Annotated in this window: 24 protein-coding genes; 10 read left to right on the plus strand and 14 right to left on the minus strand. The window is 44.8% G+C overall.

Annotated features, from left to right (window positions below):
• Window positions 1-27: 27 nt before the first annotated feature.
• The 6 genes from QQL36_RS33820 to hemH all read right to left on the minus strand — a co-directional run bounded on the left by QQL36_RS33820 (window position 28) and on the right by hemH (window position 7,265).
• On the minus strand, window positions 28-1,410 hold the full coding sequence (locus QQL36_RS33820) for a methyltransferase RsmF C-terminal domain-like protein (protein ID WP_321568295.1): 1,383 nt from the start codon (window positions 1,408-1,410) through the stop codon (window positions 28-30).
• 454 nt (window positions 1,411-1,864) lie between these two features.
• On the minus strand, window positions 1,865-3,241 hold the full coding sequence (locus QQL36_RS33825; protein WP_083721480.1) for an NAD(P)(+) transhydrogenase (Re/Si-specific) subunit beta: 1,377 nt from the start codon (window positions 3,239-3,241) through the stop codon (window positions 1,865-1,867).
• Window positions 3,242-3,244: 3 nt separating this feature from the next.
• Window positions 3,245-3,556, minus strand: a complete 312-nt coding sequence (locus QQL36_RS33830) for an NAD(P) transhydrogenase subunit alpha (protein ID WP_083721481.1) — start codon at window positions 3,554-3,556, stop codon at window positions 3,245-3,247.
• 7 nt (window positions 3,557-3,563) lie between these two features.
• Window positions 3,564-4,679 carry a Re/Si-specific NAD(P)(+) transhydrogenase subunit alpha gene (locus QQL36_RS33835; RefSeq protein WP_321568296.1) on the minus strand — a complete coding sequence of 372 codons (1,116 nt, stop codon included), beginning with the start codon at window positions 4,677-4,679 and terminating at the stop codon, window positions 3,564-3,566.
• 202 nt (window positions 4,680-4,881) lie between these two features.
• Window positions 4,882-6,225, minus strand: coding sequence for a protoporphyrinogen oxidase (hemG, locus tag QQL36_RS33840; RefSeq protein WP_083721483.1), 1,344 nt, complete (start codon window positions 6,223-6,225; stop codon window positions 4,882-4,884).
• Between the two features lie 2 nt (window positions 6,226-6,227).
• Window positions 6,228-7,265 carry a ferrochelatase gene (hemH, locus tag QQL36_RS33845; RefSeq protein ID WP_083721484.1) on the minus strand — a complete coding sequence of 346 codons (1,038 nt, stop codon included), beginning with the start codon at window positions 7,263-7,265 and terminating at the stop codon, window positions 6,228-6,230.
• 232 nt (window positions 7,266-7,497) lie between these two features.
• Here hemH and hemA point away from each other — a divergent pair, with 232 nt between their 5' ends.
• Genes hemA through hemL form a run of 7 tightly spaced genes read left to right on the plus strand, consistent with a single transcriptional unit; the run spans window position 7,498 to window position 14,607 of the window.
• On the plus strand, window positions 7,498-8,745 hold the full coding sequence (hemA, locus tag QQL36_RS33850) for a glutamyl-tRNA reductase (RefSeq protein ID WP_321568297.1): 1,248 nt from the start codon (window positions 7,498-7,500) through the stop codon (window positions 8,743-8,745).
• Between the two features lie 11 nt (window positions 8,746-8,756).
• Entirely contained in the window at window positions 8,757-9,677 is a 921-nt protein-coding gene (gene hemC, locus QQL36_RS33855; protein WP_321568298.1) for a hydroxymethylbilane synthase, read from the plus strand.
• Complete coding sequence (locus QQL36_RS33860) at window positions 9,667-10,368, plus strand: uroporphyrinogen-III synthase (protein WP_083721487.1); 702 nt, start codon at window positions 9,667-9,669, stop codon at window positions 10,366-10,368. Before hemC ends, QQL36_RS33860 begins: the two co-directional genes overlap by 11 nt.
• A gap of 5 nt (window positions 10,369-10,373) precedes the next feature.
• Window positions 10,374-11,399 (plus strand): uroporphyrinogen decarboxylase, encoded by a 1,026-nt coding sequence (gene hemE / locus QQL36_RS33865; RefSeq protein WP_083721488.1) that lies wholly within the window; start codon window positions 10,374-10,376, stop codon window positions 11,397-11,399.
• Complete coding sequence (gene hemF / locus QQL36_RS33870) at window positions 11,399-12,307, plus strand: oxygen-dependent coproporphyrinogen oxidase (RefSeq protein WP_083721489.1); 909 nt, start codon at window positions 11,399-11,401, stop codon at window positions 12,305-12,307. Before hemE ends, hemF begins: the two co-directional genes overlap by 1 nt.
• Window positions 12,308-12,334: 27 nt before the next feature.
• Window positions 12,335-13,303, plus strand: coding sequence for a porphobilinogen synthase (gene hemB / locus QQL36_RS33875; RefSeq protein ID WP_083721490.1), 969 nt, complete (start codon window positions 12,335-12,337; stop codon window positions 13,301-13,303).
• A 17-nt stretch (window positions 13,304-13,320) separates the two neighbouring features.
• Window positions 13,321-14,607, plus strand: coding sequence for a glutamate-1-semialdehyde 2,1-aminomutase (hemL, locus tag QQL36_RS33880; RefSeq protein WP_083721491.1), 1,287 nt, complete (start codon window positions 13,321-13,323; stop codon window positions 14,605-14,607).
• 139 nt (window positions 14,608-14,746) lie between these two features.
• Here hemL and QQL36_RS33885 read toward each other — a convergent pair whose 3' ends face one another.
• The 3 genes from QQL36_RS33885 to QQL36_RS33895 are packed head-to-tail and all read right to left on the minus strand — an operon-like array spanning window position 14,747 to window position 17,115.
• On the minus strand, window positions 14,747-15,520 hold the full coding sequence (locus tag QQL36_RS33885) for a dienelactone hydrolase family protein (RefSeq protein WP_321568299.1): 774 nt from the start codon (window positions 15,518-15,520) through the stop codon (window positions 14,747-14,749).
• 58 nt (window positions 15,521-15,578) lie between these two features.
• Window positions 15,579-16,373: an O-methyltransferase gene (locus tag QQL36_RS33890; protein WP_321568300.1), complete on the minus strand. Its 795-nt coding sequence runs from the start codon at window positions 16,371-16,373 to the stop codon at window positions 15,579-15,581.
• A gap of 4 nt (window positions 16,374-16,377) precedes the next feature.
• Window positions 16,378-17,115, minus strand: a complete 738-nt coding sequence (locus QQL36_RS33895) for a glycosyltransferase family 2 protein (protein ID WP_083721494.1) — start codon at window positions 17,113-17,115, stop codon at window positions 16,378-16,380.
• Window positions 17,116-17,389: 274 nt separating this feature from the next.
• On the opposite strand from QQL36_RS33895, the gene QQL36_RS33900 reads away from it, so the two are divergent.
• Entirely contained in the window at window positions 17,390-18,640 is a 1,251-nt protein-coding gene (locus QQL36_RS33900) for a hypothetical protein (RefSeq protein ID WP_143708725.1), read from the plus strand.
• Window positions 18,641-18,724: 84 nt separating this feature from the next.
• Complete coding sequence (locus QQL36_RS33905; protein ID WP_083721496.1) at window positions 18,725-19,666, plus strand: hydrogen peroxide-inducible genes activator; 942 nt, start codon at window positions 18,725-18,727, stop codon at window positions 19,664-19,666.
• Between the two features lie 150 nt (window positions 19,667-19,816).
• On the opposite strand, the gene QQL36_RS33910 is transcribed toward QQL36_RS33905, so the two are convergent.
• The 3 genes from QQL36_RS33910 to prmA all read right to left on the minus strand — a co-directional run bounded on the left by QQL36_RS33910 (window position 19,817) and on the right by prmA (window position 22,373).
• On the minus strand, window positions 19,817-20,623 hold the full coding sequence (locus tag QQL36_RS33910; protein ID WP_083721497.1) for a M48 family metallopeptidase: 807 nt from the start codon (window positions 20,621-20,623) through the stop codon (window positions 19,817-19,819).
• A 154-nt stretch (window positions 20,624-20,777) separates the two neighbouring features.
• Window positions 20,778-21,416: a glycerol-3-phosphate 1-O-acyltransferase PlsY gene (gene plsY / locus QQL36_RS33915; protein WP_083721498.1), complete on the minus strand. Its 639-nt coding sequence runs from the start codon at window positions 21,414-21,416 to the stop codon at window positions 20,778-20,780.
• Between the two features lie 135 nt (window positions 21,417-21,551).
• Entirely contained in the window at window positions 21,552-22,373 is an 822-nt protein-coding gene (prmA, locus tag QQL36_RS33920; protein ID WP_321568301.1) for a 50S ribosomal protein L11 methyltransferase, read from the minus strand.
• Window positions 22,374-22,541: 168 nt separating this feature from the next.
• Here prmA and QQL36_RS33925 point away from each other — a divergent pair, with 168 nt between their 5' ends.
• Entirely contained in the window at window positions 22,542-23,114 is a 573-nt protein-coding gene (locus tag QQL36_RS33925) for a hypothetical protein (RefSeq protein ID WP_083721500.1), read from the plus strand.
• A 62-nt stretch (window positions 23,115-23,176) separates the two neighbouring features.
• Here QQL36_RS33925 and QQL36_RS33930 read toward each other — a convergent pair whose 3' ends face one another.
• Both QQL36_RS33930 and QQL36_RS33935 read right to left on the minus strand, forming a co-directional pair.
• Window positions 23,177-23,992: an NIPSNAP family protein gene (locus QQL36_RS33930; protein ID WP_321568302.1), complete on the minus strand. Its 816-nt coding sequence runs from the start codon at window positions 23,990-23,992 to the stop codon at window positions 23,177-23,179.
• 150 nt (window positions 23,993-24,142) lie between these two features.
• Window positions 24,143-26,542, minus strand: a complete 2,400-nt coding sequence (locus QQL36_RS33935; protein WP_321568303.1) for a polyribonucleotide nucleotidyltransferase — start codon at window positions 26,540-26,542, stop codon at window positions 24,143-24,145.
• Window positions 26,543-26,629 lie beyond the last annotated feature (87 nt).

Genomic DNA, 26,629 nt, shown 5'->3' on the forward strand with positions numbered 1-26,629 from the left:
TTTATGGTTTGAAACCTATACAGGATTTCAAGCCTGAATTTCTTTCAGAATACGGAGTTCCTTAGGATAATAATTATTGATACGGTTTGGCAATACCTTGGCCCAGCCCAGCGACATTCCTCCATATTGCATTAATGCCCATCCTTTTATAACTACAGCAATGGCAGGATCCTCTTTTCTCAGGTACTTCAATGCCTGTTCACGGGTCAATGCTACTTTTTGCACATCGCCTGCCACCAAAGGACTCATGGACAGCTGGTGATCTGGTATCAGTTCCTTTGCGGCCAACTGACCTGCTTTGACGCCAGCCTTTCGCAAATATAAGTGCTGCTGCAATACGGCGACAGCTGGTTGCAGCATTTCAGGGAATAATAGTACCTCACCCTGATGCGCCATCATAAAGAAGCCGTCACTGTCCTGTAACCACGGGGTTACCTTATCCCTGTCTTTTTTATCGACTGCTGTGAGTGTATGCCGTTGTTTCTTAGCGCTATATTCCTCTCCTGATTTTCTGCGGAAGCAGGTGATGAAGAACCCCTCTCCCTTTACTCTATCAGGATAAAAACGATATCCTTCTGCTGCGGTTTTTACTATGTGCCAGTCAGGTTGTAAAGGCACCGGTATATTTTCCAGCTCAAAATTAGCCTGTAACCAGTCCATGATCTCCTCATCTTCTTCCCTGCTGTAAGAACAGGTGGCATAGATCAGGATCCCCCCTTCTTTCAGCGCCGGCATGGCATCGGCCAGGATCCTTTGCTGTCGCTGACTACACAACATCACATTTTCTTCTGACCACTCATTGATCGCCTCCGGTTCCCTGCGAAACAACCCTGAACCAGAACAAGGCGCATCGACCACCATCACATCGAAGAAACCCGGCAACCGACCAAAATCACGGGGGTCATTGTTTGTAACCACCACATTGGCAGCTCCCCACCTGGAAAGATTGTCTCCCAGCAGTGCCGCCCGGGTTTTGATCACCTCATTGGATACCAACAGGCTCTCCGGACTGATCAAAGACTGCAACAATGTAGACTTACCTCCCGGTGATGCACAAAGGTCCAGCACTTTGAGAGGAGCAGTCAGGTCACATGCCTGCCGTAATACCTGTTCCAGGAACATGGAAGAAGCCTCCTGTACGTAGTAGGCCCCTGCGTGAAAATATGGATCAAATGTAAAAGACGGCCTTTCAGCCAGATAGTACCCGTCAGTCGTCCATGGGACCCGGCTGTACCCATTGGTAGCCAATTCTCCCAGTATTTTTTCTGTCGCGTCCCTATCCTTTATCTTGTTCGGATTAATACGCAGCGAAGTTACCTTTTCTTCCGCCGCATGTACACGCAAAAAAGCTGCCAAATCCATTTCAGGCAGCGAAATCAGACTATCAGTAAATTTTTTTGGAAGATCCAACCCGCTTTTTGCGGCAAAATACTGAAAATAAAGGTATGATCGGCTCAGATAAATTTAAACGGATCGAACGGGGAGATGCTGAAATCACAGAAGATCATCGGCTCAGATAGTTAAACGGATCGAACAGGGAGATGCTAAAATCACAGAAGATCATCGGCTCAGATAGTTAAACGGATCGAACAGGGAGATGCTGAAATCACAGAAGATCATCGGCTCAGATAGTTAAACGGATCGAACAGGGAGATGCTAAAATCACAGAGATCATCGGCTCAGATAGTTAAACGGATCGAACGCACACGCAGCGAACAGACTGAATGCCAACAGTAATACCAATGTTTTCAAGGGCTAATTAAATATAGTTCAGGCCGTAAGTTATATTTTTTTTTGCCTGTGCTATCTCCGCTATTTACACCTGTACTATCCCCGCTATCTACACCTGCACTATCTCCATTATCTACACCTGCGCTATCTCCGCTATCAATTGCTGCATCACGGCTTTCGCATCTCCAAACAGCATCGCTGTCTTTGGCCTGAAAAACAATTCATTCTCTATGCCTGCGTAACCGGGCTTCATACTTCTTTTATTTACAATCACTGTTTTTGCACTTTCTACTTCTAATATCGGCATGCCGTAAATTGGCGAGGCAGGATCACTTTTGGCAGCCGGATTCACTACATCATTGGCGCCTAATACCAGCACCACATCTGTTGTATTGAACCGTGGATTTGCCTGTTCCATTTCCAGTAATTTCTCATAAGGTACATCTGCCTCTGCCAGCAACACATTCATATGTCCCGGCATTCGTCCTGCTACAGGATGAATGGCATATCTTACCTCTACACCTTTTTCTTCCAGCATTACTTCTAATTCATGACAGGCATGCTGCGCCTGTGCTACCGCCAATCCATAGCCAGGTACGATCATTACCTTATGTGCATAAGCTAATACCACAGCGGCATCTGACAAACTAATCTCCCTGTATGCACCCTGTTCTTTATGACTGCTTGTAGTAGTACCTCCACCAAAACTGCCGATCAATACATTCTTCAGGGAACGGTTCATTGCTTTACACATCAGTATCGTCAAAATAGTTCCCGCAGAACCTACTAATATACCGCCTGTCAACATCACCGGATTATCATACAAAAAACCGCCACAAGCCGCTGCCACACCAGTAAATGAATTCAACAATGAAATCACCACAGGCATATCCGCACCTCCTATCGGCAACACAAAAAACACGCCATATAACAGCGATAATAGTAGCACGACCAACATACACCACAACATTGTAACCGGCTGCACTCCTATTACGAATGCAGCTACGGCTACAATTACCACAAGCAATAATAGGTTGAAAATATGCTGGCCTTTGAAGGCAATGTCTTTGATCTTTCCATTTAGTTTTCCCCATGCAATCACTGATCCCGCAAATGATACGCTTCCGATAATTAATCCAGCAAATATGATCAGTAAATGCAGGCTTTCTGTTGCTGCATTTACATGCTCAAATTCTACTACTGATATCAATGCCGCACACGCACCACCCATACCATTGAATATACTTACCATCTCTGGCATTGCCGTCATCTTCACCTTCTTTGCAGACACCAATCCTATTACCCCTCCTATCAATAATCCGCCAGCGATCCACCAGAAATTATGCAGGTGTTCCCCATTACGCGTATATAAAAATATCGTACCCAATATTGCGATCGTCATCCCTCCCGCGGCTATGAGATTGCCTTTGCGGGCAGTAGCGGGATGACTTAACATTTTCAGGCCAACAATAAATGTAACAGAGCCAATCAGGTATATCAATGATAACATGAACTATTTATTTTTCTTTGACTTGAACATTTCCAGCATACGGTCCGTCACCACAAAACCACCGACTACATTCAGCGTGCCTAAGATGACAGCGAGAAAACCTAAGATCAGTGCGAGGTAATTATCTTTCTCCGCCTCTCCCATCACGATGATAGCCCCAATGATCACGACCCCATGAATGGCATTGGCACCACTCATCAGGGGTGTATGTAATACCGACGGTACACGGGAAATAACTTCTATACCCAGAAAAACGGAGAGTATCACCACATAGGTCATCTCCATATGTTGTTCGAAAAACGAAAAAAGGTCCATTATGCTATTATTTTAATACGGCCTGTAGTCTTTCACTGGTCACTGCACCTTCGTGGGTGATACAGGCACCTTTTACGATATCGTCTTGTAGGTTATTGACTAACTGACCGTCTTTGATCAGTAGTTGCAGGAAGTTGAATACGTTCTTAGCATACAGTTTACTGGCATCAGCAGGCATGCTGGCTGCGAGGTTGGAGTCCCCAATTATTGTAATACCATTGTGCCGGATGGTGGCCTGGTCCCTGGTCAGGGCGGTGTTGCCACCTGTACCTGCGGCAAGGTCTACGATCACACTACCGGCACGCATGCTGTTAATCATATCTTCTGATACCAATATCGGTGCGCGTTTTCCGGGTATCTGTGCGGTAGTGATCACGATGTCTGCTTTGGCGATACTGGCAGCGATCAGGGCTTCCTGTTGTTGTTTGTAATCTGCTGTTTGTTCTACTGCGTAACCACCGGCATGCGAGGCATCGGCAGCGCCTTCTACGGAGATGAATTTGGCGCCGAGACTCATCACTTCTTCTCTTACTACCGGTCGGGTATCAAATACTTCGACCACGCCTCCCAGTCTGCGTACAGTGGCAATGGCCTGTAACCCTGCTACGCCGGCGCCCAGTATCAATACTTTGGCAGGTGCGATAGTTCCTGCTGCCGTCATGAACATGGGGAAATAACGGCCATACGAGACGGCTGCTACCAATACCGCTTTGTAACCGGCAATGTTCGCCTGTGAGCTCAGTATATCCATCGATTGTGCACGCGTAGTTCGGGGTATGTTGTCCAGACTGTAAGTAGTGAGAGAATGCGCAGCCCATTGCTGCATTAATTCGTGGTGATGTAATGGTTGATAAACACCGGCTAAGATAGTGCCAGCCCGGAGTAACTGCCAATCTTCCGGCATCTGTATGCTGCATACCAAATCTGATTGTTGCAGGATCTCCTTCCTGGGCCTGACAGCGGCCCCGGCCTGTATATAGGTATCATCGGCATAAAAAGCGGCTGCGCCCGCATCTGGTTCTACCCAAACAGTTACGCCCTGTTTTCCCAGCTGCTTTACTATGTCCGGTACTAAAGAAACCCTTTTTTCTGGTAGCTGTTCTTTTAGAACCCCTATGATCATTCAGTGGAATTTATGTACTGAATGTACGGTTCTTTTTTGCCATAAACAAAAACGCATTTTATAAAAAAAAGAGGGCGTATCCGAAATTAGAACACCCTCTTTTAATTCGGATACCTGATGAAGCCAGATTCCATTTTATGCGTTTCCCAGGAGTTTCATTTATTTATGATACCCCCCTCGAAAGGATGGCCTGCCGCCGGCTTTAAAAAATCCGCGCTACAATAGCTTTCGCCCCTGTTATGATTCCGGGGATAGATACTCCCGTCACATAATTTCCTGCTATTATTATTCCCGGGTATTTTTCTTCAAATGATTTGATCTGTTGTCTGGTAGCTGCAAAGCCTACATTCAATTGCGGAATGGCTTTGTGCCACTCACTGAATTTTTGTAATTCAGGAGGCGTGGTCAATCCCAGCAATGCCATGAATTCTTTTACCACAGTTTGTTGCAATTGTACAGTTCCCATCTGCTCAAACAGAGATTCCTGCTGTGCACCACCTATGAATACTGTAAACAATACCTTTCCCTCCGGTGCCCTTGATGGGAATACCGCTGAATTACAAATAGCTCCCAGGAAATGTTTCTGCTCCGCATGTGGTACCAGGAAACCAAAGCCTTCAGGAATTTTGTCCTTTGCTTCCTGTCCAAAACCAAGGTGCAGTACACCCATATGTGGATAATGGAGATCTTTTAATGTAGCAGACAAGCCTGCATCGAAACCTGCAATCGCACCCGCTGTGGCATAAGATGGCGTGGTAAAGATCACATGCCCCGCATTCAGCATCTGTGTTTGTCCATTTTCCTCATACTGCACGATGTAATCAGTCGCTCCTTTGGTAATACCGGTTACCCTGCACGCCAGTTTTACTTCTGTTTGTAACAGTGATACCAGTCGCTCAGGCAATACCTGGTTACCTCCTTTGAAAGCAATGATCTTACGCCCCCCCATTTCGCCTTTGCTCTTCATCATACCTTTGGTCACACTACCATAGGTTTTTTCCCACTTTGGCAAAATGGGCAGCACTTCCTGTATAGATAATTTATCAGGATTACCTGCATAAATACCAGACAAAACCGGTTCAAATACATACTCCATGATCTCCGTACCAAAACGACGGGTCACAAAAGAAGTAACCGATTCTTCGGTTGTCGTTTTATCTGCTTTGCGGAAACTCTCCGTGAACAATCGCCACTTAGCGCCACCGCTTACATATTTCGAACTGATAATCTTCGCCGGGTTGGGCGAAATACCATGTAACTGTCCGTTCCTTACAAGAAAACGATTCTTACTGGCAGCCGTCGCTTCCATCACTACATCTTTCAATCCGATCTCTTCAAGAAACGACAATGTATCAGGTGTAGCACCAATAGAATTAGGTCCTGCATCCAGCTCATAGCCATCGATATGCAAAGAGCGGATCACGCCTCCGGCCTTATCTCCTGCCTCCAGTATCTGATAAGGGATTCCTTTTTTCTGTAACTCGTAGGCGATGCTTAGCCCGGCTATACCGGCGCCTACAATGATAACAGGTTGTTGTGTATCCATGATTAATTATTGGCTTGCAACGCCCCCATCCACTTCACGATTGCCTGCACCCACAGTGGGTGTATGTTCAAACAGGGGATCATAGTGAAACTATCTCCACCGCTACTGATAAAAGAATGCTTTCCTTCCACCGCTATTTCTTCCAGCGTTTCAAGGCAATCGGATACGAAAGCCGGACAGGCTACCAGCAGGCGTTTTACACCTTGCTTTGGCAACTCTTCCAGTTTTACAGCCGTGTATGGCTTGAGCCATTCTTCCCTTCCCAGTCTGGACTGGAAGGATACACTCCATTTCTCCCGTGGAATTTTCAGTTTTTCTGCTACCAGTTCTGCAGTAATATGTACCTGATGACGATAACAATAATCATGCGCCGGTGAATCTACATGACAACAATCCGCTACCTGCAGGCAATGTTTACCTGTGATATCGCCTTTGTGTATATGCCTTTCCGGTACGCCATGATAACTGAACAGCAGGTGGTCAAAGTCCTTCGTTACGTAAGGACGCATGCTCTCTGCCAGTGCATTGATGTAATCAGGTTCTTTATAATAAGGAGGTACGACCGTGAGTTTGAACGGGTACTTCTTCTTTTTATGTACGCTCTTCGCATGCTCTACCGCCGTTTCATAAGATGACATGGCATAGTGCGGGTACAGCGGCAGTAATACCACTTCTTTCAGGTTGGGATTCTGCTTCAACAGATTTTCGTAGGCCGCTTCCTGAGAGGGATTACCATAACGCATCGCTATCTCTACGGGCATATCCAGGTCGTGGCGTACAGCATTCTGCAATTGCTTTGTCAACACGATCAGGGGAGAGCCTTCCGGCCACCAGATAGACTGATATGCCTCAGCGGACTTCGGCGCGCGCCGGGGTACTATGATACCTTTGATCAGCAATAAACGGAACAGGTAAGGGTAATCGATCACCCTTTTGTCCATCAGAAATTCATTTAAATATCGCTTCACATCAGGTACTGCGGTAGAATCCGGTGACCCCAGGTTCATCAGAATAATTCCTATATCAGATTTAGCTTCCATAGACTCTTTAAAAATTGATGCAAATGTAATAGGTTTGTTGCCCTGAAAATGTCATACAATTGTTGAAATAACTGATTAAGGCCCATCTGACCAGAATTAACACACAAACTGATAAAAATCATTTTTCTGCTAAACCTGATCACCATCAGTGGAAATGACTAACTAATGACAGCCTGATGCCTGATGTTGCATCGTATGAATGTATTTTTGCACCGGAAGCTTATAATAAACAATGCAGGGTAGTCAATCAAAGGATATAGCCCATTATCATATAGTTGGTATCAACTATAAAAAGACAGATGCAGCTATAAGGGGGTCGTTCGCAATTAATCAGGCACAATACGGGCAATTGCTCGAGCAGGCAAAAACTGCGTACCTCGATGATGTGTTCGTACTCTCCACTTGTAACAGAACAGAGATCTATGGCTTTGCTGAAGATCCACAACAACTGGTAGAAATGGTGTGTCGTCAGACTGATGGCGATTGCAACCTTTTCAGCCAGCTCTCCTATGTTAAATCAGGCGAAGAAGCCATCAAGCACCTGTACCAGGTAGGTACCGGTCTCGATTCTCAGATCCTGGGTGACTATGAAATCATCGGTCAGATCCGTAACGCTACAAGATTTGCAAAAACCAACGGATGCCTTGGCGGTTTCCAGGAGCGACTTGTAAATAGTGTACTGCAGGTATCAAAACTGATTAAGAATGAAACCGCCCTCAGTGCCGGTACCGTATCTGTCGCTTTTGCCGCTGTACGTATGCTGGAATATAAGGTGCCGGACATTCTCAATAAAAAGATTTTACTGGTAGGTGTAGGAAAGATAGGGCGTAATACCATTAAGAATATGATGGATTACCTCGGGGTAACCGATGTGACACTGGTGAACAGAACACTCGCTACTGCCGAAGAATTCGCCAGACAACACGGGCTACGCCACGCTCCCTACGAGCACCTGGCAGAAGAGCTGAACAGAGCCGATATTATTCTGGTAGCCTCCAATGCACCGGAACCCAATATCCTCAAACAACACTTTGAAAGTGCAGGTCCTAAATTAATTATCGACCTCTCTATTCCTTTCAATGTGGCACCGGATGTCAGTGAACTCCCACATATTTCTCTGGTAAACGTAGATGAATTGTCTAAGATACAGGACGAAACATTGCAGATGCGCCAGCAGGAAGTGCCAAAAGCACTCTCTATTATAGAAGAGCATATGAACGAGTTCCTCTACTGGTACAAAATGCGTAAGCATGCAGTCGTACTCAAAGCCGTAAAAGATAAGCTACAGGAAATCCATACCAAAGAGATCCGGGAGCAAAAAAACGGCGCACAATATAAACTGGAAGATATGGAAGCTGTCTCGTCGCGTATCATCCAGAAAATGATCAACCTGATGGCTGGAAAGGTGCGCCGGGAAACAGATAAAAGTGATCAGTACATCGCAATGATCAACGATATATTTGAGGCAGGAGTTAAGTAGGATTAATCATAATGAGTAAAGAAATTAAGATCGGCACAAGGGAAAGCCAGCTCGCACTGTGGCAGGCTAATAAAGTTAAAGACCTTCTGGAAGCACAGGGATACTCCACTGTGCTGGTGCCTATAAAAAGCGAAGGCGATATAGACCTCGTCACTCCACTGTATGAGATAGGCGTACAAGGAATATTCACCAAAAGCCTTGATATCGCATTGCTGAACGGACGAATTGATATCGCCGTACATTCTCTCAAAGACGTTCCCACTCAACTGCCTACAGGTATTATACAGGCCGCTGTTCTTGAAAGAGGCCCTGTAAAGGACCTGCTGGTATATAAAACAGATACCGCTTTCCTGGATCAACCGGAATATGTTGCGAATATCGCTACCAGTAGCGTACGTCGTAAAGCACAATGGTTGCGTAAATATCCACAGCATCAGCTCCATAACCTGCGAGGTAATGTGAATACACGCCTGCAGAAACTGGCTGCTGAATACTGGGATGGCGCCATCTTTGCTACTGCTGGCCTGGAAAGAATTGGTGTACGCCCCCCTACTTCTGTAGAGATAGACTGGATGCTGCCGGCACCTGCACAGGGTGCAGTGGTGTCTGTGTGCCGTGAGAATGATGATTACTGCCGCCAGGCACTGGAAGCACTGAATGATCTGTCGACTGCATTGTGCACACGTATTGAACGCGACTTCTTACGTACGCTGATGGGTGGTTGTACCACTCCGATCAGTGCATATGCATCTATTAAAGATGGAGTGGTGGAATTCAATGGTGAGCTGTGTAGTCTGAATGGGGACACGTTGCTGAGTATTGCTGATCGTGCGCCTTTGGAAGAGGCGGCGGTTATTGGGAAGCGTGCTGCTGAAAAAATTCTCACACAAGGTGGGGATAAAATTGTAGCGCAGATAAAAAATGGCAAATAAGTACAACATATTAAGTACAAAAACGCTACCGGCTATTCTTCATGAATTAGCTGAGGAAAATGATGCCCAGCTTCGCATACATGGTTTTGTAGAGATAGCACCCATTTTCATTTCTCCTGAATTTCGGGAAGAAATCAATCAGCTGATACAAACATGCAATGTCACCGTTTTTACCAGCGCAAATGCTGTGTTAAGTATTAAAGGTGTTACTGCTCCCACACAAGTCTGTTGCCTGTCAGGCAACACGCTCGAAACTGTTCAAAAAATATTTCCAAAGGCTACCATCGTTGCCACCGCCGATCATGCAGCGGAACTGGCCCATCAAATGATCGCCACCCGCAATATCCATTCTGCTGTTTTTTTCTGCGGCAACAAACGTCGTGATACACTGCCGGATCTGCTTCAACAACATCAGATCGATCTGAAGGAAGTCGTAGTCTATGAAACGATTCCTGTCCCGGTTCCCATTGAGGGGCATATTGATGGGGTGCTTTTTTTCAGCCCCAGTGGCGTAGAATCCTATTTTCATTATAATCAACTGGCACCAGATACGGTTTGCTTCGCTATCGGGCAGACTACCGGCGATGCGCTGAAAGCATATACCAGTCAGGTAGTCGTGATGAATGAAGAAAAACCATCGGCAAAGAACCTGCTACAACTTGCAATAACTTATTTTAAAAATCATAACTGAGACTAATGAGTGCATTAAAGAATGACCTTTTACTGAGAGCTTTACGCGGAGAAAAAACGGAACGTACACCTGTATGGATGATGCGCCAGGCCGGCCGTTATCTCCCTGATTATATCAAGCTGCGGGAAAAATATTCCTTCTTTGAACGCTGTATGAAACCTGAACTGGCTACAGAAATCACTGTGATGCCTGTACACCAGGTAGGCGTTGATGCTGCCATTATCTTCTCCGACATTCTCGTGGTACCTCAGGCTATGGGCCTCGAAGTACAACTGATCGAAAAAACCGGCCCGGTTTTACCAGATCCGATCAGAACCGTGGAAGACATGAAAAGGATATGCGTTCCCGATGTAAATGATAAACTCGGTTATGTATTCGATGCCCTGCGCATGACCAAACAGGCACTGGATGGTGCTGTTCCTTTGATCGGTTTTGCAGGTGCACCATGGACCCTGCTCTGCTATATGGTACAAGGCCGTGGTTCCAAAACATTTGATGGTGCAAAGCAATTCTGCTATCAGCAACCAGCAGTGGCACATCAGCTGCTGCAAATGATCACAGATACTACCATCATCTATCTGAAAGAACAGGTGAAAGCCGGTGCTGACCTCGTACAGATCTTTGATTCATGGGGTGGTATGCTGAGCCCTGAAGACTTCGAAATTTTCTCTCTTCAATATATGCGCCAGATCGTAGCTGCGCTGAAAGATGTTTGTCCTACCATTCTCTTTGCAAAAGGAGCCTGGTTCGCACTGGAAGAAATGGCTGCAACCGGTGCCCATGGCCTCGGTATTGACTGGTGCATCAAACCTGAACTGGCAAGACAGTTTGCTGGTCCGAACGTAACTTTGCAGGGCAATTTCGATCCTGCCAAATTACTGGCACCTATTCCGGAAATCGAAAAAGCAGTGAAGAACATGCTGAAAAGCTTTGGTGGCCACAGACATATAGCCAACCTGGGACACGGCATTCTGCCAAACGTTCCGGTAGACCATGCAAAAGCATTTGTTGAGACTGTAAAAGCGTACTAATGAGCGTTAAAGAAAAGTTCATTTCCTTTATACATCAGCTGCAGGATGATATCTGTGCAGCATTGGAAAAGATTGATGGGAAAGCGACCTTCCGCGAAGATCGCTGGGAACGCCCTGGTGGCGGTGGTGGTAAAACCCGCGTGATCGTAGATGGTAATGTGTTTGAGAAAGGTGGTGTAAACACTTCGGTCGTAGAAGGAGAATTGCCGGAAGTAATGGCGAAACAGTTTGGTGTAACCGGCGGTCAGTTTATGGCCTGTGGTATCTCGCTGGTAATCCATCCGCTCAATCCTTATGTACCTACTGTACATGCCAACTGGCGCTACTTTGAGCTGTACGATGCACAGGGTAATATAAAAGATAGCTGGTTTGGTGGTGGGGCGGATCTCACGCCTTATTATATGGATGAAGAAGATGGCAAACACTTCCATCGCACATTCAAAAATGCCTGCGATCCTTTTGGCGCAGCATTGTATCCGCTCTATAAAAAACAATGCGATGAATACTTTGTAAACAAACATCGCAATAATGAAACACGCGGCATAGGCGGTATCTTCTACGATTACCTCCGCCCTGATGCCGGCAGAACTGCGGAAGACTTATATCGTTTTTCCAAAGCTACCGGAGAAGCTTTTATTCCCGCTTACCTGCCCATCGTGGAAAAGACAAAAGATTTACCTTACACCACTGCCAATAAAGACTGGCAGGAATACAGGAGAGGTCGTTATGTAGAGTTCAACCTGATCCATGACAGAGGTACTTTATTTGGTCTTAAAACCAATGGCAGAATTGAATCTATCTTAATGAGCTTACCACCCAGGGCCCGCTGGGAGTACGATTATCACCCGGAACCAGGTAGTGCTGAAGCCAGGATGGTGGAATACCTGCAACCCCGTGAATGGGCATAAATTGCTAACTACAAAAACAGAGATAATATGATTCGCCGTAACAGAATTTTGAGAGCTACTCCCGCCATACGTGCTATGGTTGCGGAAACGATTTTAAGGCCGAGCGATTTCATTGCCCCCTTATTCATTGTAGAGGGGAAAAATGTGAAGGAAGAGATCATTTCCATGCCGGGTTATTTCCGGTATTCATTGGATCTGATCGTAGAAGAGGTAAAAGAATTGTGGAGCCTGGGTATTAAGAGTGTGTTGCTGTTCGTAATGGTTCCTGATAACCTGAAAGATAATAAAGGTACAGAAGCAGTAAATCCGGATGGATTGATGCAGCGTAGCATCAAAGCCATCAAGGAAGCAGTTCCTGGAATCGTTGTGATGACGGATGTGGCATTGGATCCTTATTCCATCTATGGTCATGATGGTATCGTAGAGAATGAGCAGATCGTAAACGATGCGACTGTGGAAGTACTGACCCGCATGAGCCTCAGCCATGCACAGGCAGGTGCTGACTTCGTAGCCCCAAGTGATATGATGGACGGCCGTATTCTGGCTATCCGCAACATCCTGGAAGAAAATAATTTTACCAAGGTAGGTATCATGGCATATAGTGCAAAATACGCTTCCTGTTTCTATGGTCCGTTCCGCGATGCACTGGATTCTGCACCAGGTTTTGGTGACAAGAAAACTTACCAGATGGATTATGCAAACTCCACAGAAGCAATCCTGGAAACACTGCAGGATATAGAACAAGGCGCGGATATTGTAATGGTAAAACCAGCATTGGCTTACCTGGATATTATCCGTATTTTGAAAGATAATGTACATGTACCGATCAGCGCTTACCATGTAAGTGGAGAGTACGCCATGATCAAGGCTGCTGCACAAAAAGGATGGCTGGATGAGAACAAGACCATACTGGAAACACTGACCAGCATCAAGCGTGCAGGAGCCAGCCTGATTGCTACTTATTTTGCGAAAGACGCAGCTAAATTATTACAATAAACAGCTTAACTACTACCATGTACGAGCAAAGCAAGAAATTTTTCGAACACGCTAAAAATGTCATTCCCGGTGGTGTAAACTCCCCGGTACGCGCATTCAAAAGTGTAGGCGGTACGCCTATCTTTATGAAGAGTGCTAAGGGAGCTTACCTCTACGATGTAGATGGCAACCGCTATATTGATTATATCAATTCATGGGGACCAATGATCCTGGGTCATGCGTATGAACCAGTGATAAAAGCCATCCAGGAATATGCGGGCTATTCCACTTCTTTCGGTGCGCCGACAGAACTGGAGACTAAGATTGCGGAGCTGATCGTGCGCATGGTACCGAATATTGAAATGGTACGTATGGTGAACTCAGGTACAGAAGCCTGTATGTCAGCCATGCGTGTAGCCAGGGGTTATACAGGCCGCAATAAGTTCATCAAATTCACCGGTAACTACCATGGCCATGCCGATGCATTTCTTGTAAATGCAGGCAGTGGAGTGGCTACTTTAGGTATACAATCTGTGCCTGGAGTTACGCAATCTGTTGCAGAAGATACGTTGACCGTTCCTTACAATAATTTACCGGCTGTGGAAAATTTAGTGAAGGAATATCCTGATCAGATAGCAGCTATTATCGTAGAACCAGTAGCGGGAAACATGGGCTGTATCCTTCCCCAGCAAGGTTTTTTGGATGGCCTTCGTTACATCTGCGACGAGCACAATATACTGCTCATCTTCGACGAGGTAATGACAGGTTTCCGTTTGGCCAGAGGAGGTGCGCAGGAACTGTTCAATATTAAAGCAGATTTGGTTACCTTTGGCAAGATAATTGGCGCAGGGATGCCTGTAGGTGCTTTCGCCGGACGTAAGGAAATCATGGAAAATGTTGCGCCAGCTGGTAAAGTCTATCAGGCTGGAACATTGAGCGGCAATCCTATAGCCATGATAGCTGGTTATACACTGTTGCAGACGTTAAACGACAATCCTGACATTTACCGGCAATTGGCAGAAAAAACAGCATACCTCTCAGGTGGTTTACAATCAGTATTAAATGCGGCTGGCATCGTTCATCAGGTAAATAGCATTGGTTCAATGCTGAGTGTGCATTTCGCAGAATATCCTATTATTGATTTTGACGCAGCCTCTGGCGCAAACAACGAATTATTTAAGCGTTTCTTCCATACTATGCTGGAAAAAGGTATTTACCTGCCTCCTTCCGCATTCGAAAGCTGGTTCGTAAGTAATGCTTTGACAATCGAAGATCTGGACGAAACAATTGCAGCCGCAAAAAGCGCAATTGCGTCCCTGAAATAGTTAACAATTCAAATCCTGTGCAGAGTGGAAAAACGCCCCGGTCAAGTCGGGGCGTTTATTTTTTTATTTACACTTGTGTCAGCGTTTTTTATTTACGCTTGTGAGTGCGTTTCTTTATTTTCACTAGTAAGAGCGCTTTTTATTTACGCTTGTGTGAGAGTAACCACGGTATTAAATCCGGTTCGGCAAAAGCATTGTCCCAGCTATTGTGACCTACACCCGGGTATTCTGAATATTTTACTTCAGCTTTCAATCCTTTCAGTGCTGCATAATAATCCCTTGAACCTTTCACAGGTACGGCAGGATCTGCATCTCCATGGAATATCCAGACAGGCACCGTTTTGAATTTCTTTGCATTTTCCACATTCCCTGCACCGCAGATGGGGAAGCCAGCCGCCCACTTTTGCGGGTAGCGTGCCAGCAGGTCGAATGTACCCATGCCTCCCAGCGATAATCCGCCGATATAGACTTTCTTAGTATCGATCTTGCCTGTTTTATTTAAACTGTCTACCAACTCTCCTACTAATCTGCCGGATGCGGTAGGGGGTGCATCAGCGGGGAACATACGGCCATTATCTGAGCGTTCGAACGGCCCCCAGGTAGAATCGTTGGGAAGTTGCGGGAAGATGACGAAGGCAGGGTATTTATCACGAATGGAGTCTTTTAAAAAAAGTGCACCACCATGTGTGAGTTGGGCAGCATTGTCACGGCCACGTTCACCTGATCCATGCAGGAATACGATAAGGGGGTATTTTTTATGGATATCGTAGTGTAAAGGTGTGAGCATACGGTAGCGAAGGGTATCACCATTGTGAATGTATTCTTCGTAACTGTATGCGCTGTAATCGGGTGTCTGTGCTTTGGCGAAAGATACTATTATGCATAGCAGCAGGGTACAAATTGTTTTCATCATGGAATAAACGTTATGCACCTAAAGTAATAAAAAAGGGGATCGATTGATCCCCTTTTTCTTAATATTTCAATACAAAGTGTTGTTTTATCTTCATATCCGGCAGGAAAAACACCAAACCGATAAAGAACAAATCGATCGTAAAGGTTACCCGTGGATGATCCTGGATCGTTTTCCATGCTTTCTCCATATCCTCCGTCCAGTGAATATCATCGAAGATAAAAATGGAATGATCATGTGCTTTGGCGAGACACTGTTCAAAGTATTCCAGTGTAGGTACAGAGCGATGGTTCCCATCAATGAATACATAGTCTACCTGTGGCAACTCATCCAGCACACCTGCCAGTACATAGTCAAAATTTCCTACCCGCTGGGTGATATTCTGTAATCCCAGTGACTGAAAATTCTTCCCTGCCTTTGCCGCAATATTCGGACAACCTTCTATCGTATAGACTTTCGCATCCGGTGCGGCTGCCTTTGCCATATAAGAAGTAGACAACCCCATAGAAGTACCCAGTTCCAGTAAATACTTTGGCTGGTAATATTGAATGAGTCTGTAAAATAACTGTCCGAACCTAGGCGGCTTGGCCGCATGCTTTGTAATATCTCTCACTGCCCGCTCATTGCCGGCATTCATAAGCGACCCTGCACCCAGATCGGTGACCTGCAGGGTTTCATTACTCTTTAACAGCTCTTTCCGCAGTTGTTCAACTACTTTAAAATCCGCAGGTTGGCTTTTATCCCTCAGTACATCTTCTATCATAGCGTACACAAACGGAGAGTGCACATCATGCCGGTTACCGGCTGTGAAGTAGTAATTCAGGTATTTTTTAGCAAGTTGCCACTGTACATTCATCTGATTAATAAATTTTCGCCCGGATCAGCCCCATTTTATGGAAGCGGTGTTGCAATGATACGCGCAATACCCCTAATCCGTATATACTGCTTCTTTTAAAGTTGATACTGGATGCCTCATCAAAGTACTTGGTAGGGCAGGTTACCTCCCCTATTTCGTATCCTTTCATAAAGATCTGGGACAACATCTCATTATCAAAGATAAAATCGTCATTGTCAGCCATATAGTTGATATCCCTGAGTACGGTCGCTGAAAATGCACGGTAACCGGTGTGGTATTCACTCAGTTTTTCGTTCATGAGCAGGTTCTGAAACAGGGTCAGGAACCGGTTAAAGAAGTACTTATAACCTGGCATTCCACCTTTTAAGGCCCCTTTTCCAAGGATCCTGGAGCCGAGCACTACCGGGTAAACATCATTGGCAATGATCGAGCTCATGGCAATGATCAGCTTGGGAGTGTACTGGTAATCAGGATGTAACATGATTACAATATCCGCGCCTAATTCCAGGGCTTTGTTGTAACAGGATTTCTGGTTTCCGCCATATCCTTTATTATTATCATGGCGGATGATATGTTGGATACCTAATTTTTTTCCAACGGCGACGGTATCATCCTTACTGGCGTCGTCAACCAGTACTACCTCATCAACTATATCAAATGGTATTTCCTGGTAAGTTTTTTCCAGTGTTAATGCAGCGTTGTAGGCAGGTAATACCACCACTATCTTTTTATTGTTCAGCATGAAAGTGGATAATTTGGTCGCAAAGGTAATAAAGTAGTTGAAAGACTGACAATTTCAACTTAGTATAAATTGTTATCTTTGTGCCAAAATGTATTTTGGCACCATATTTTCTTAACGTTTAGGTTGATATAGTTCCAAAATGCTACTAATAGCATGCTAATTCACTTACAGGTCTCAACTGCCGGTTATTGATTTTATAACCTTAGGAGGAGATTGTACCTGACAGTGAACAATTTGCAAATCAAATCAGGCCAATATCATGCATTTTAATTCTATGAGATATCTGACACTACTATTGATCTGTCTTGCCGGCACTCAAATTGCCATGGCTCAGGAACCTAAGCCTCAACAACCAACGGATCCTAACGCTGAGTTAAAAAATGTGGTGATGCCACAAGTTAGGAGCCAGGACACTACCATTCGCAGAATAATGGAAGAATTGCAAAAGATCCAGGCAAGCGATCAATCAAATTCAAGCGCTATACAGGGATTACTGCAGGGCCGGGAAATTGACAACATTACCAAGTACCAGCTGATCAGGAACAACATTGTTTACGCCAGCGAAACCTACTACCTGTTAAACAAAAAAATCATTGACCTTAAGTCACGTACCACTACCAACAATCTCGATGTATTCATCACATCGCTGAACAACCCTGAAAGTAAAGAACTGGGTTTCTCGCTGAGTGATCGTATCGTAGAACTGGTAGAAAAAGTGGTGCTGAAAGGTAAGAAGGACAAAAACGATGACAAGAGCAACAAGATCGTAGAATCGACTAAGTCTATCATCGCTTCTCCTATTTTCCAGAGCTTTACTTCATTGACGCCTCCTTTGGCGATTGCTAACTCTGTGATGAACTTTCTGCACAGTGTGAGTGTCAATAATAAAGAAATCAATCAGCAGACACTGAAAGAGTTTGAAAAAGAACTGAACAAATATGTAGTGTATTATACAGCGTTGAACGATGCGAACAATAAGTTTGAATATGGTCTGAACTTCAACAAAGACCAGCTCAACCTGTTGCACGATAACCTGTATGATCACATCATGTTCACCGCCAGTGCTCTGAAATTTAACCTGCCACAGCGTGGTAACAAGTCTCTGGGTGAAACACTGAACGACTTCTTCTTTGACTTCAAGAAAGAGAAAGTAGTATTGTTCTTTGATGACCTGGAGAATAAGTATACCAAAGGCAAGAAGGTAGATTACGAAGCGCTGCTGCGTGAAAATCCAAATCTGAAAGAGGTGAATAACCAGCTGGAAGACCTGGTATTGCAGACCAAACGCTTTGAGAACCTATACAATGAATACTTTACACTGTTGGATTCTTACTATGGTAAAGTAGCGAATGCGCTGAAGATTGCACAGGATAATGGTCTGGCTGATAAAGCGACTATTGATGCAAAGCAATCTGAGTTCCGTAACCTGAAGGATGAAGCAGTGAAAGAAATTCAGGCTTCCATCAATATCAAGGAACTGTACAACAATACAGATAAGATCAAGTATCGTTACAGAATATTCTAACATTCGCATATTATGATGCTGACACGCTCCCCGGGAATTATTACCAATAATTTTCGGGGAGTTTTTATTACGTTACTTTTGTGTATGACTACAGTTCAACTAGAATATATCGTCGCCGTGGACACCTACCGCAGTTTTGTCGTCGCCGCCGAGAAATGCTTTGTTACGCAACCTACGTTGAGTATGCAGATTCAGAAGCTGGAAGATGAGTTGGGGGTGAAAATATTCGACAGGAGTAAGCTACCGGTAGTACCTACCGAAATAGGAGTGGAAATAGTCGAGCAATCGCGCATCATACTGAAAGAAAACAGCCGGATCAAAGAGATTGTATCCGGGCATAAAAAAGAAGTACAGGGCAATCTGCGCGTAGGTATTATTCCTACATTGGCGCCTTACCTCCTACCCCGTATCCTCACAGGTTTCATGAAGAAATATCCCAAGGTAAAATTAGAGATATGGGAGTATCCGACAGAACAGATCGTACAGCAATTAAAGCTGGAGCAACTGGATTGTGGGTTACTGGCGACGCCGCTGGAGAATCCGAACCTGGAAGAGCAACCGTTGTTTTATGAATCTTTCGTGGTATATGCGGCGAAGACGAATCCTTTGTTTGAGAAGAAGATTGTGCGGCCGGAGGATATTGATGTGAGGGAGGTGTGGTTGTTGAATGAAGGGCATTGTATGCGGAACCAGGTGTTGAATATATGCAGGGATAAGTTTACGATGGGGGAATATAAGAATCTGGAATATAATACGGGTAGTGTAGAGACATTGAAGAGGATGGTGGATCTGAATGCGGGGTATACGATTTTGCCGGAGCTGTCATTGCAGGATCTGTCTGCAAGGCAGATGAATATGGTGAGGTTTTTTAAGTCGCCGGAGCCGGTGAGAGAGATTAGTTTGGTAATGCATCGGTTCTTTGTAAAACAGGCGTTGATTGCTGCGTTTAAGAAGGAGATACTGGCACATGTGCCGGAGAAGATGAAGGCGCAGAAGAATAAGAAGGTGATGGATATAAATGCATAAAAAATCAATTTCTGAGGACTGCTTTCAGCAGTCCTCAGAAATTGAAAAAACAAAAAATGAGGCGTGCTTTCAGCACGCCTCATTTTTTGGATCCAGTCCAAACGCTTTTGCCTCCGGCAAAAGCGTTTGGACTGGGCTTATCTTATTTAATTACTTAACTGGTTTGTAGTACTTCATCGCCTCTGGCATCAGACTTTGCAACTGTGCAATCCTTCGCTCATCACTCGGGTGTGTACTCATCAACTCCATTGGCTTGCTACCACTCGCACTAGCACTCGCCATCCGCTGCCAAAAAGGAATCGCCTCCTGCGGATTATACCCCGCCATGGCCATAAATATCACCCCTAAATGATCTGCTTCCAGCTCATTCTGTCTTGAAAACGCCAGCAACCCTAAATTACCACCTACACCAAAAGACTGTAAGAAGATATTCTGTGCCTGTGGATTCTTATTCAAAGCCACAGAACCTGCGATCTCAATACCCTGAGAAACTAATTGCTGGCTCATACGCTCATTACCATGCCTTGCAATCGCATGCGCAATTTCGTGGCCCATTACACACGCCAGTGAAGTTTCGTTCTGTGTAACCGGCAGCAGGCCAGTATACACCACTACCTTTCCACCTGGCATACACCATGCATTCACCTCTTTATTATCCACCAGGTTGAATTCCCATTTATAACCAGCTACTTCATTCCCCATATTATTCTGGGTCATGTACTGGGTTACAGCTGCACTGATACGTGCACCTACCCGTTTAACCATGTCAGCATCTTTGTTGCCGGCAGTGGTGACAGTTTTGTTTTCTGTCAGAAATGTCTGATACTCTGTCAGCGCCATGGACTGCATGGTGCTTTCAGGAATGAGGTTCAATTGCTTGCGACCAGTGATAGGCACTTTCGCACAGCTCATCATCATTGCTACACTTACTCCAATAAACAGGAATTTTTTTTGCATCTGATACAAATTTGAATTTTAAAGGGGGCGTCCCTCGAATGCTACAGTATAAAAACAGAATTTGATCATGACTATTACTAAGGTCGTAATAACCATGATCAAAGATTATAATAATTTGTGAAAGTGTGCAAGAGATATGCCAGAATGAACAGGATTATTTCCTGTCTCTGTGCCTGAACAAAGGCACTTTGCTTTCGTTACCATTCAGTAAGCGGAAGATGTTCTTCTGATGGGTGAGCACCACCATCAGTGCGACAGCAATTGCAAATATGCGATAGAATGTCTCAGGCTCATTAAAGATGAAAAGTATGAGTATCGGGAATGCAATACTTGCGATGATTGAGCTAAGGGATACATATCTTGTCAGGAACAGGATCAGCAGGAATACCGCTACGCAGCAGATAGCTACCAGTGGCTGAATGGCCAGTACTAATCCAAACAGGGTAGCAATACCTTTACCCCCACGGAAACTTGCCCAGATAGGGAAGATATGTCCTACTACAGCTGCCAGCCCCAGACCTATCTGTAAGTTGACCAACTGAGTCAGGTGCTCAGGATTCTGATAGTAACCTACTAATAATGCCAGACGTACTGCCAATACTCCTTTTACCATATCCACGAGCATCACAAATGAACCGGCTTTTGGACCCAGGACACGGAAGGTATTTGTAGCACCGGCATTGCCGCTACCATATTCCCGGATGTCCATACCAAATACGCCTTTACTCACCCATACTGCGGTAGGTATGGACCCGATCAGATAAGCACAAAAAAGCAACAATAATTCTGTCATACAATAAGTTAGGTTTTGCTAAGATAGTATTTTTCGCTGTTAAAGTCTGTTAAAGTTAAGAAAATATTAAAATTTACATTAACACGAACATTGGATTATCAGCGCTTATTATATAACCATGTTATAACATATAACTTATTTCCTGGCTAATAATTTCATTGCCAGCCAATTATCCTTATCTAGTACAGTTTCCAGGACTAAACCATTTTTTCTGGCGGCTTCTAAAATGGCCGTTTCATCCTCTTTCAGAATACCACTCAGCAATAAAATACCGTTTCTTTCCAGTAAAGAGCGCATATCGGCCATAAATTCCAGTAAAATATTGCGGTTGATGTTCGCCAACACTATATGATAAGTATTCCTGATATTCTTCAGGGTATCTGATTGCCATACCTTGACTGCGAGCGCATTGTTGTTATCAATGTTCTCTTTCGTGTTTTCTACGGACCATGTATCGATATCGATCGCATCAATTACGGCAGCGCCCATTTTGGCAGCAAGGATAGCAAGAATACCGGTACCGGTACCAAAGTCAAATACCTTTTTGCCACGGAAGTCAATGCCCTGCATCAACTTTATCATAGAAGCTGTGGTTGCATGGTGACCTGTGCCAAAAGACATCTTGGGGGTGATAACGATTTCGTGCAGCGGAGCAGGATCAAATGGCTCGTGGAAAGATGCCCGGATACCACAGAAACTGTCAACCTGTACAGGTTGGAAATTACTTTCCCATACGGCGTTCCAGTTTTCCTGTTCTACCCTTTCGCTCGTATACGTTACGCCGTACGTCGTCGTGAGAGCTTTTACTGCTCCTTCATCAAAATTGTTTTCTGGTATATATGCTACCAGTGTAGCACCTTGTTCTTCAAACCCGTCGAACCCTTTTTCAGATAACTCAGCTATAAGAATATCTTTTATTTCATTGGTACAGGTAATGGTAATAGCTGTATGTGTCATGTAGCAAATATATTAAAATCAGCAAATCCTGTATATGATGGTAACACCTTAAAGCCTCATTTTCATGTTATTGTAATGTTAATGGTAAAATATCCCTGTTTACAGCTATATAACACATAATATGTTAATTTTATATTTGCATTATAGTTAATATAAAATTTGCATCCTATGAAGACCTGTTTACTTGCTATCGCTGCCCTCTTTCTTTCCCTCATGACCCAGGCACAAGACGTTGTGAAGTTGTTCCATGATGATACCATGGTGGATTCAATTACTTATACAAACAAAACCACCACAATTGTGATCAACAAAGTGGACCTGGTGAACTATTTTAAGACACTGGACACCATGCTGTTCAACAACTGTTACGATCCGAAGAGTTTCCGTAACATCCAGTTCGCGCACCTGACCAACCTTGATGTAGAAAACCATTTCAAAGCAGCCAAGGCATGGCTGGACGATTCCACCCATACTGAGTACAATTTTAATACTGATAAATTCACATTGTTCTGGACACAGGGCGAAGGCATTCTGTTACCATATATCGAAGATATGATGTCGCAGTTGCTCGTGGATGGCCGTCTGGCTGTAGTGGAGAATGCTACGAAAGTACGTGTACCTCAGTACTCGATTTTCTACGAATATATTGGTGGAGGAGAGTACAAGATCTATAAATTACCGAATGGCAAGATCATCTTCAGGGAAAGTAATTTCTACCTGGAGCAGCTGTCAAAAAGCTAACTAATCCGTATCTGATAAATATTCATGCTTATTGTAAAATGGCGCCTTACCGGGTGCCATTTTTAGTATTCTGAATAAGGAGTGGCATGACACAAAATAATATCCTGGTGAGATACATTATGGGCATAATAAGTATCCCCTATTAACTTCTTCCATTCTGCATCGGCACCAAATGCTTTCCAATGCGCCTCTCTTTCTGCCCTGCTTTCAAAACTCGTCATATACATCAGGTTCGGCATTTTGCTACCACTCAGTACACTGGCATAAAACACTGCATTAAAGCCTAAGCGCTTAAATATGCCCACTTCGTTCCCTTTATTGAACATCTCTACCTTGTTCTGGTATAAGCGCTCTGTAGGCCCCTCATAACTGCGTAATTCATAGATCCTGGCAGTGTCAGGTCCCTTCAATTCAGGAGCAGATAGCTGAGGCATTTCCGGGAAAGCCTCTAACACGATCGTTTCCATTCTGCTATAAACAGGCTGATCCCAGGCCGTTTCTACATAGTCCTTTCCGTTTTGCAGGTATGCAGCATCTTTCAAGGCATTTTCAGGCCATTTCAGCAGCTTTTCCAGATTTGTTGAAGGTATGAGTATATAAAGAGTAGTATCGTTCGTTACAGGCTTAAATACCCCTATCTTACCAAATCCCTGTTTATGTAAAAATGGGATCAGTGCCTGTTGGCAATAGGTGTCCAGTCTGGCCTCCTGCCCTTTATCTTTCAGATGATATACCAGCAAACTATAAAATTCCTTTTTTGGTGGTACAGGATGTGCCTGTGTCATCCAGGGCAGGAGAAAAAAGAACAGGCAAAGCACATTAAAATTGTTTCCGTTTAAGAAATAGCGGGTGTTTCTCAATGCTTGTGGAATCTTCATAATAAAATTCAATCTGTTATGAAATTATAATAGAATATCTGATAATGGGATATAAATGTTAGGAGCGGTCAATGGGGAGGGATAAGCAAAAAAAAAGGTGTACCAGTTTCCTGATACACCTGTTGATTTATTTGAAAAATATAGACTAAACTATTCGTCAAACATTGGTTCCATTGGCTCATCGGCCTGGGAAGAGATTGGAGGGTCCTGTTGTGGACGCTGACCACGATCACCGCCATCGCGGTCACCACGGAAACCACCACGGTCGCCGCCTCTGCTTCCACCGCGGTCACCACCACGATCGCCACCGCGATCATTGCGGAAACCACCACGGTCGCCACCTCTGCCACCACGATCACCGCCATCACGACGATCGCCACGGTCACCTCTATCACCACGCTCCGGACGGTCACCTTCAGGTCTTTCTACATAACCCTCTGGTTTTGGCATCAGGATACGACGGCTCAGTTTGAATTTGCCGGTCTTAGGATCAGTACCTACCAGTTTCACTTTCACTTTCTCACCTTCGGTCAGCACGCCTTCCATATTTTCCAGGCGTTTCCAGGAAACTTCAGAAATATGCAGCAAGCCTTGTTTACCAGGCAGGAATTCAACGAAAGCACCGTAAGGCATTACTGATTTTACAGTAGACTCATACACTTCACCGATCTCTGGCACCGCAACGATACCTTTAATCCATGTGAGTGCTTTTTCCAGGCCTTCTTTCTGTGCAGAGAAGATGCTCACTTCGCCGGTTTCACCAACTTCTTCGATGTTGATGGTGGTACCGGTTTCACGCTGGATCTCCTGAATCACCTTACCACCTGGTCCTATCACAGCACCAATGAATTCGCGGTCGATGATCAGTTTCTCCATACGAGGAGCGTGTGGTTTTGGTTCAGGACGGGCACCTTCGAGGCAACCGTACATTGCATCGATGATGTGCAGACGACCTTTACGAGCCTGTTCCAATGCTTTACGCATTACGTCCATGCTCAGACCGTCTACCTTGATATCCATCTGGATACCACAGATACCGTCGCGGGTACCAGTTACTTTAAAGTCCATATCACCCAGGTGATCTTCATCTCCGAGGATGTCTGTCAGTACAGCCCATTTGCCATCAGAAGCACGGGAGATCAAACCCATTGCCACACCAGATACGTGTTTAGGCAAAGGTACACCCGCATCCATCAGCGCCAGGGAACCAGCACAAACAGTCGCCATTGAAGAAGAACCGTTTGATTCCAGGATATCGGATACTACACGTACTGTGTAAGCATACTCACTACCTGGCATCATCTGCCTCAGGGAACGCATAGCCAGGTTACCATGACCTACTTCACGACGGCCAGGACCACGCATTGGCTTTACTTCACCTGTAGAGAACGGAGGGAAGTTATAATGGAGGATAAATTTAGAATACTTGGAAGTGGCAGCGCTTTCGATCAGCAGCTCATCATCCGGAGTACCGAGGGTAACAGTAGTCAGAGACTGTGTTTCACCACGTGTAAACAGGGCAGAACCGTGAGGAGAAGGCAGGATATCAACTTCCATGTTCAGCGGACGAACCTGATCGAGGCTACGGCCATCGAGACGAACGCTTTCGTCCAGGATCATGTTACGGATTACCTCTTTTTCGAGGTCATGGAAATATCTGCCTACCAGTGCTGCATCTTCATCAGGCAGTTCGCCGAGAGATTCTTTCAGTTCTTCACTGATCTTCTCAAAAGCATCACCACGCTCATGTTTGCCAGAACCGGACTTAGCTACTGCCAGGATAGGGTCTTTAGCAAATGCAATGATCTTCGCTTTCAGTTCCTCATTTTCATAAGGCAGTACGTAATCACGTTTAGCAGTTACGCCAGCCAGGTCACGCAGTTGTTCCTGCGCTTTCACCTGAACACGGATCGCGTCATGAGCGAATTCAATTGCTTTAATAATATCTTCCTCACTACATTCCTTGCTCTCACCTTCCACCATCATGATGTTCTTTTCAGTAGCACCGATGATGAAGTCCATGTCAGCTTTTTCCAGCTGGGAACGGTTTGGATTTATAACTAATTGCCCTTCAATGCGGGCAACTCTTACTTCAGAAATGATTTCCTGTACAGGTACATCAGATACTGCGAGTGCAGCAGATGCAGCCAGACATGCCAGCGCATCAGGAACTACCTCAGTATCGGAAGATACCAGGGTAACCAATACCTGTACATCGCAAAAATAATTATCCGGGAACAAAGGGCGCAGTGCGCGGTCGATCAAACGTGATATTAAAACTTCGTAGTCAGATAATTTCCCTTCTCTCTTGAAGAAAGAACCTGGGATACGACCAGCAGAAGCAAATTTTTCCTGATAATCAACTGTTAGGGGAAAGAATGACTGTCCGGCTTTGGGTGTTTTGTTGGCTACAACAGTAGCTAAGAGGATACAATTTCCCAGACGAACCGTAACAGCACCATCAGCCTGGCGGGCTAACTTACCAGTCTCAAGAGTGACTATGCGGCCATCTCCTATATCGAAATTAACTGATTTAGGTGTCAGATTCATAATAAAGTGAAGATTAAAATGGTATACCTAAAAAAAAGCTATTCCCAACCTTATAAGTTGGGAATAGCGTTATAAAAAAGTTTCAGT

The sequence above is a fragment of the Chitinophaga sp. LS1 genome, assembly GCF_034274695.1.
GTDB lineage: Bacteria > Bacteroidota > Bacteroidia > Chitinophagales > Chitinophagaceae > Chitinophaga.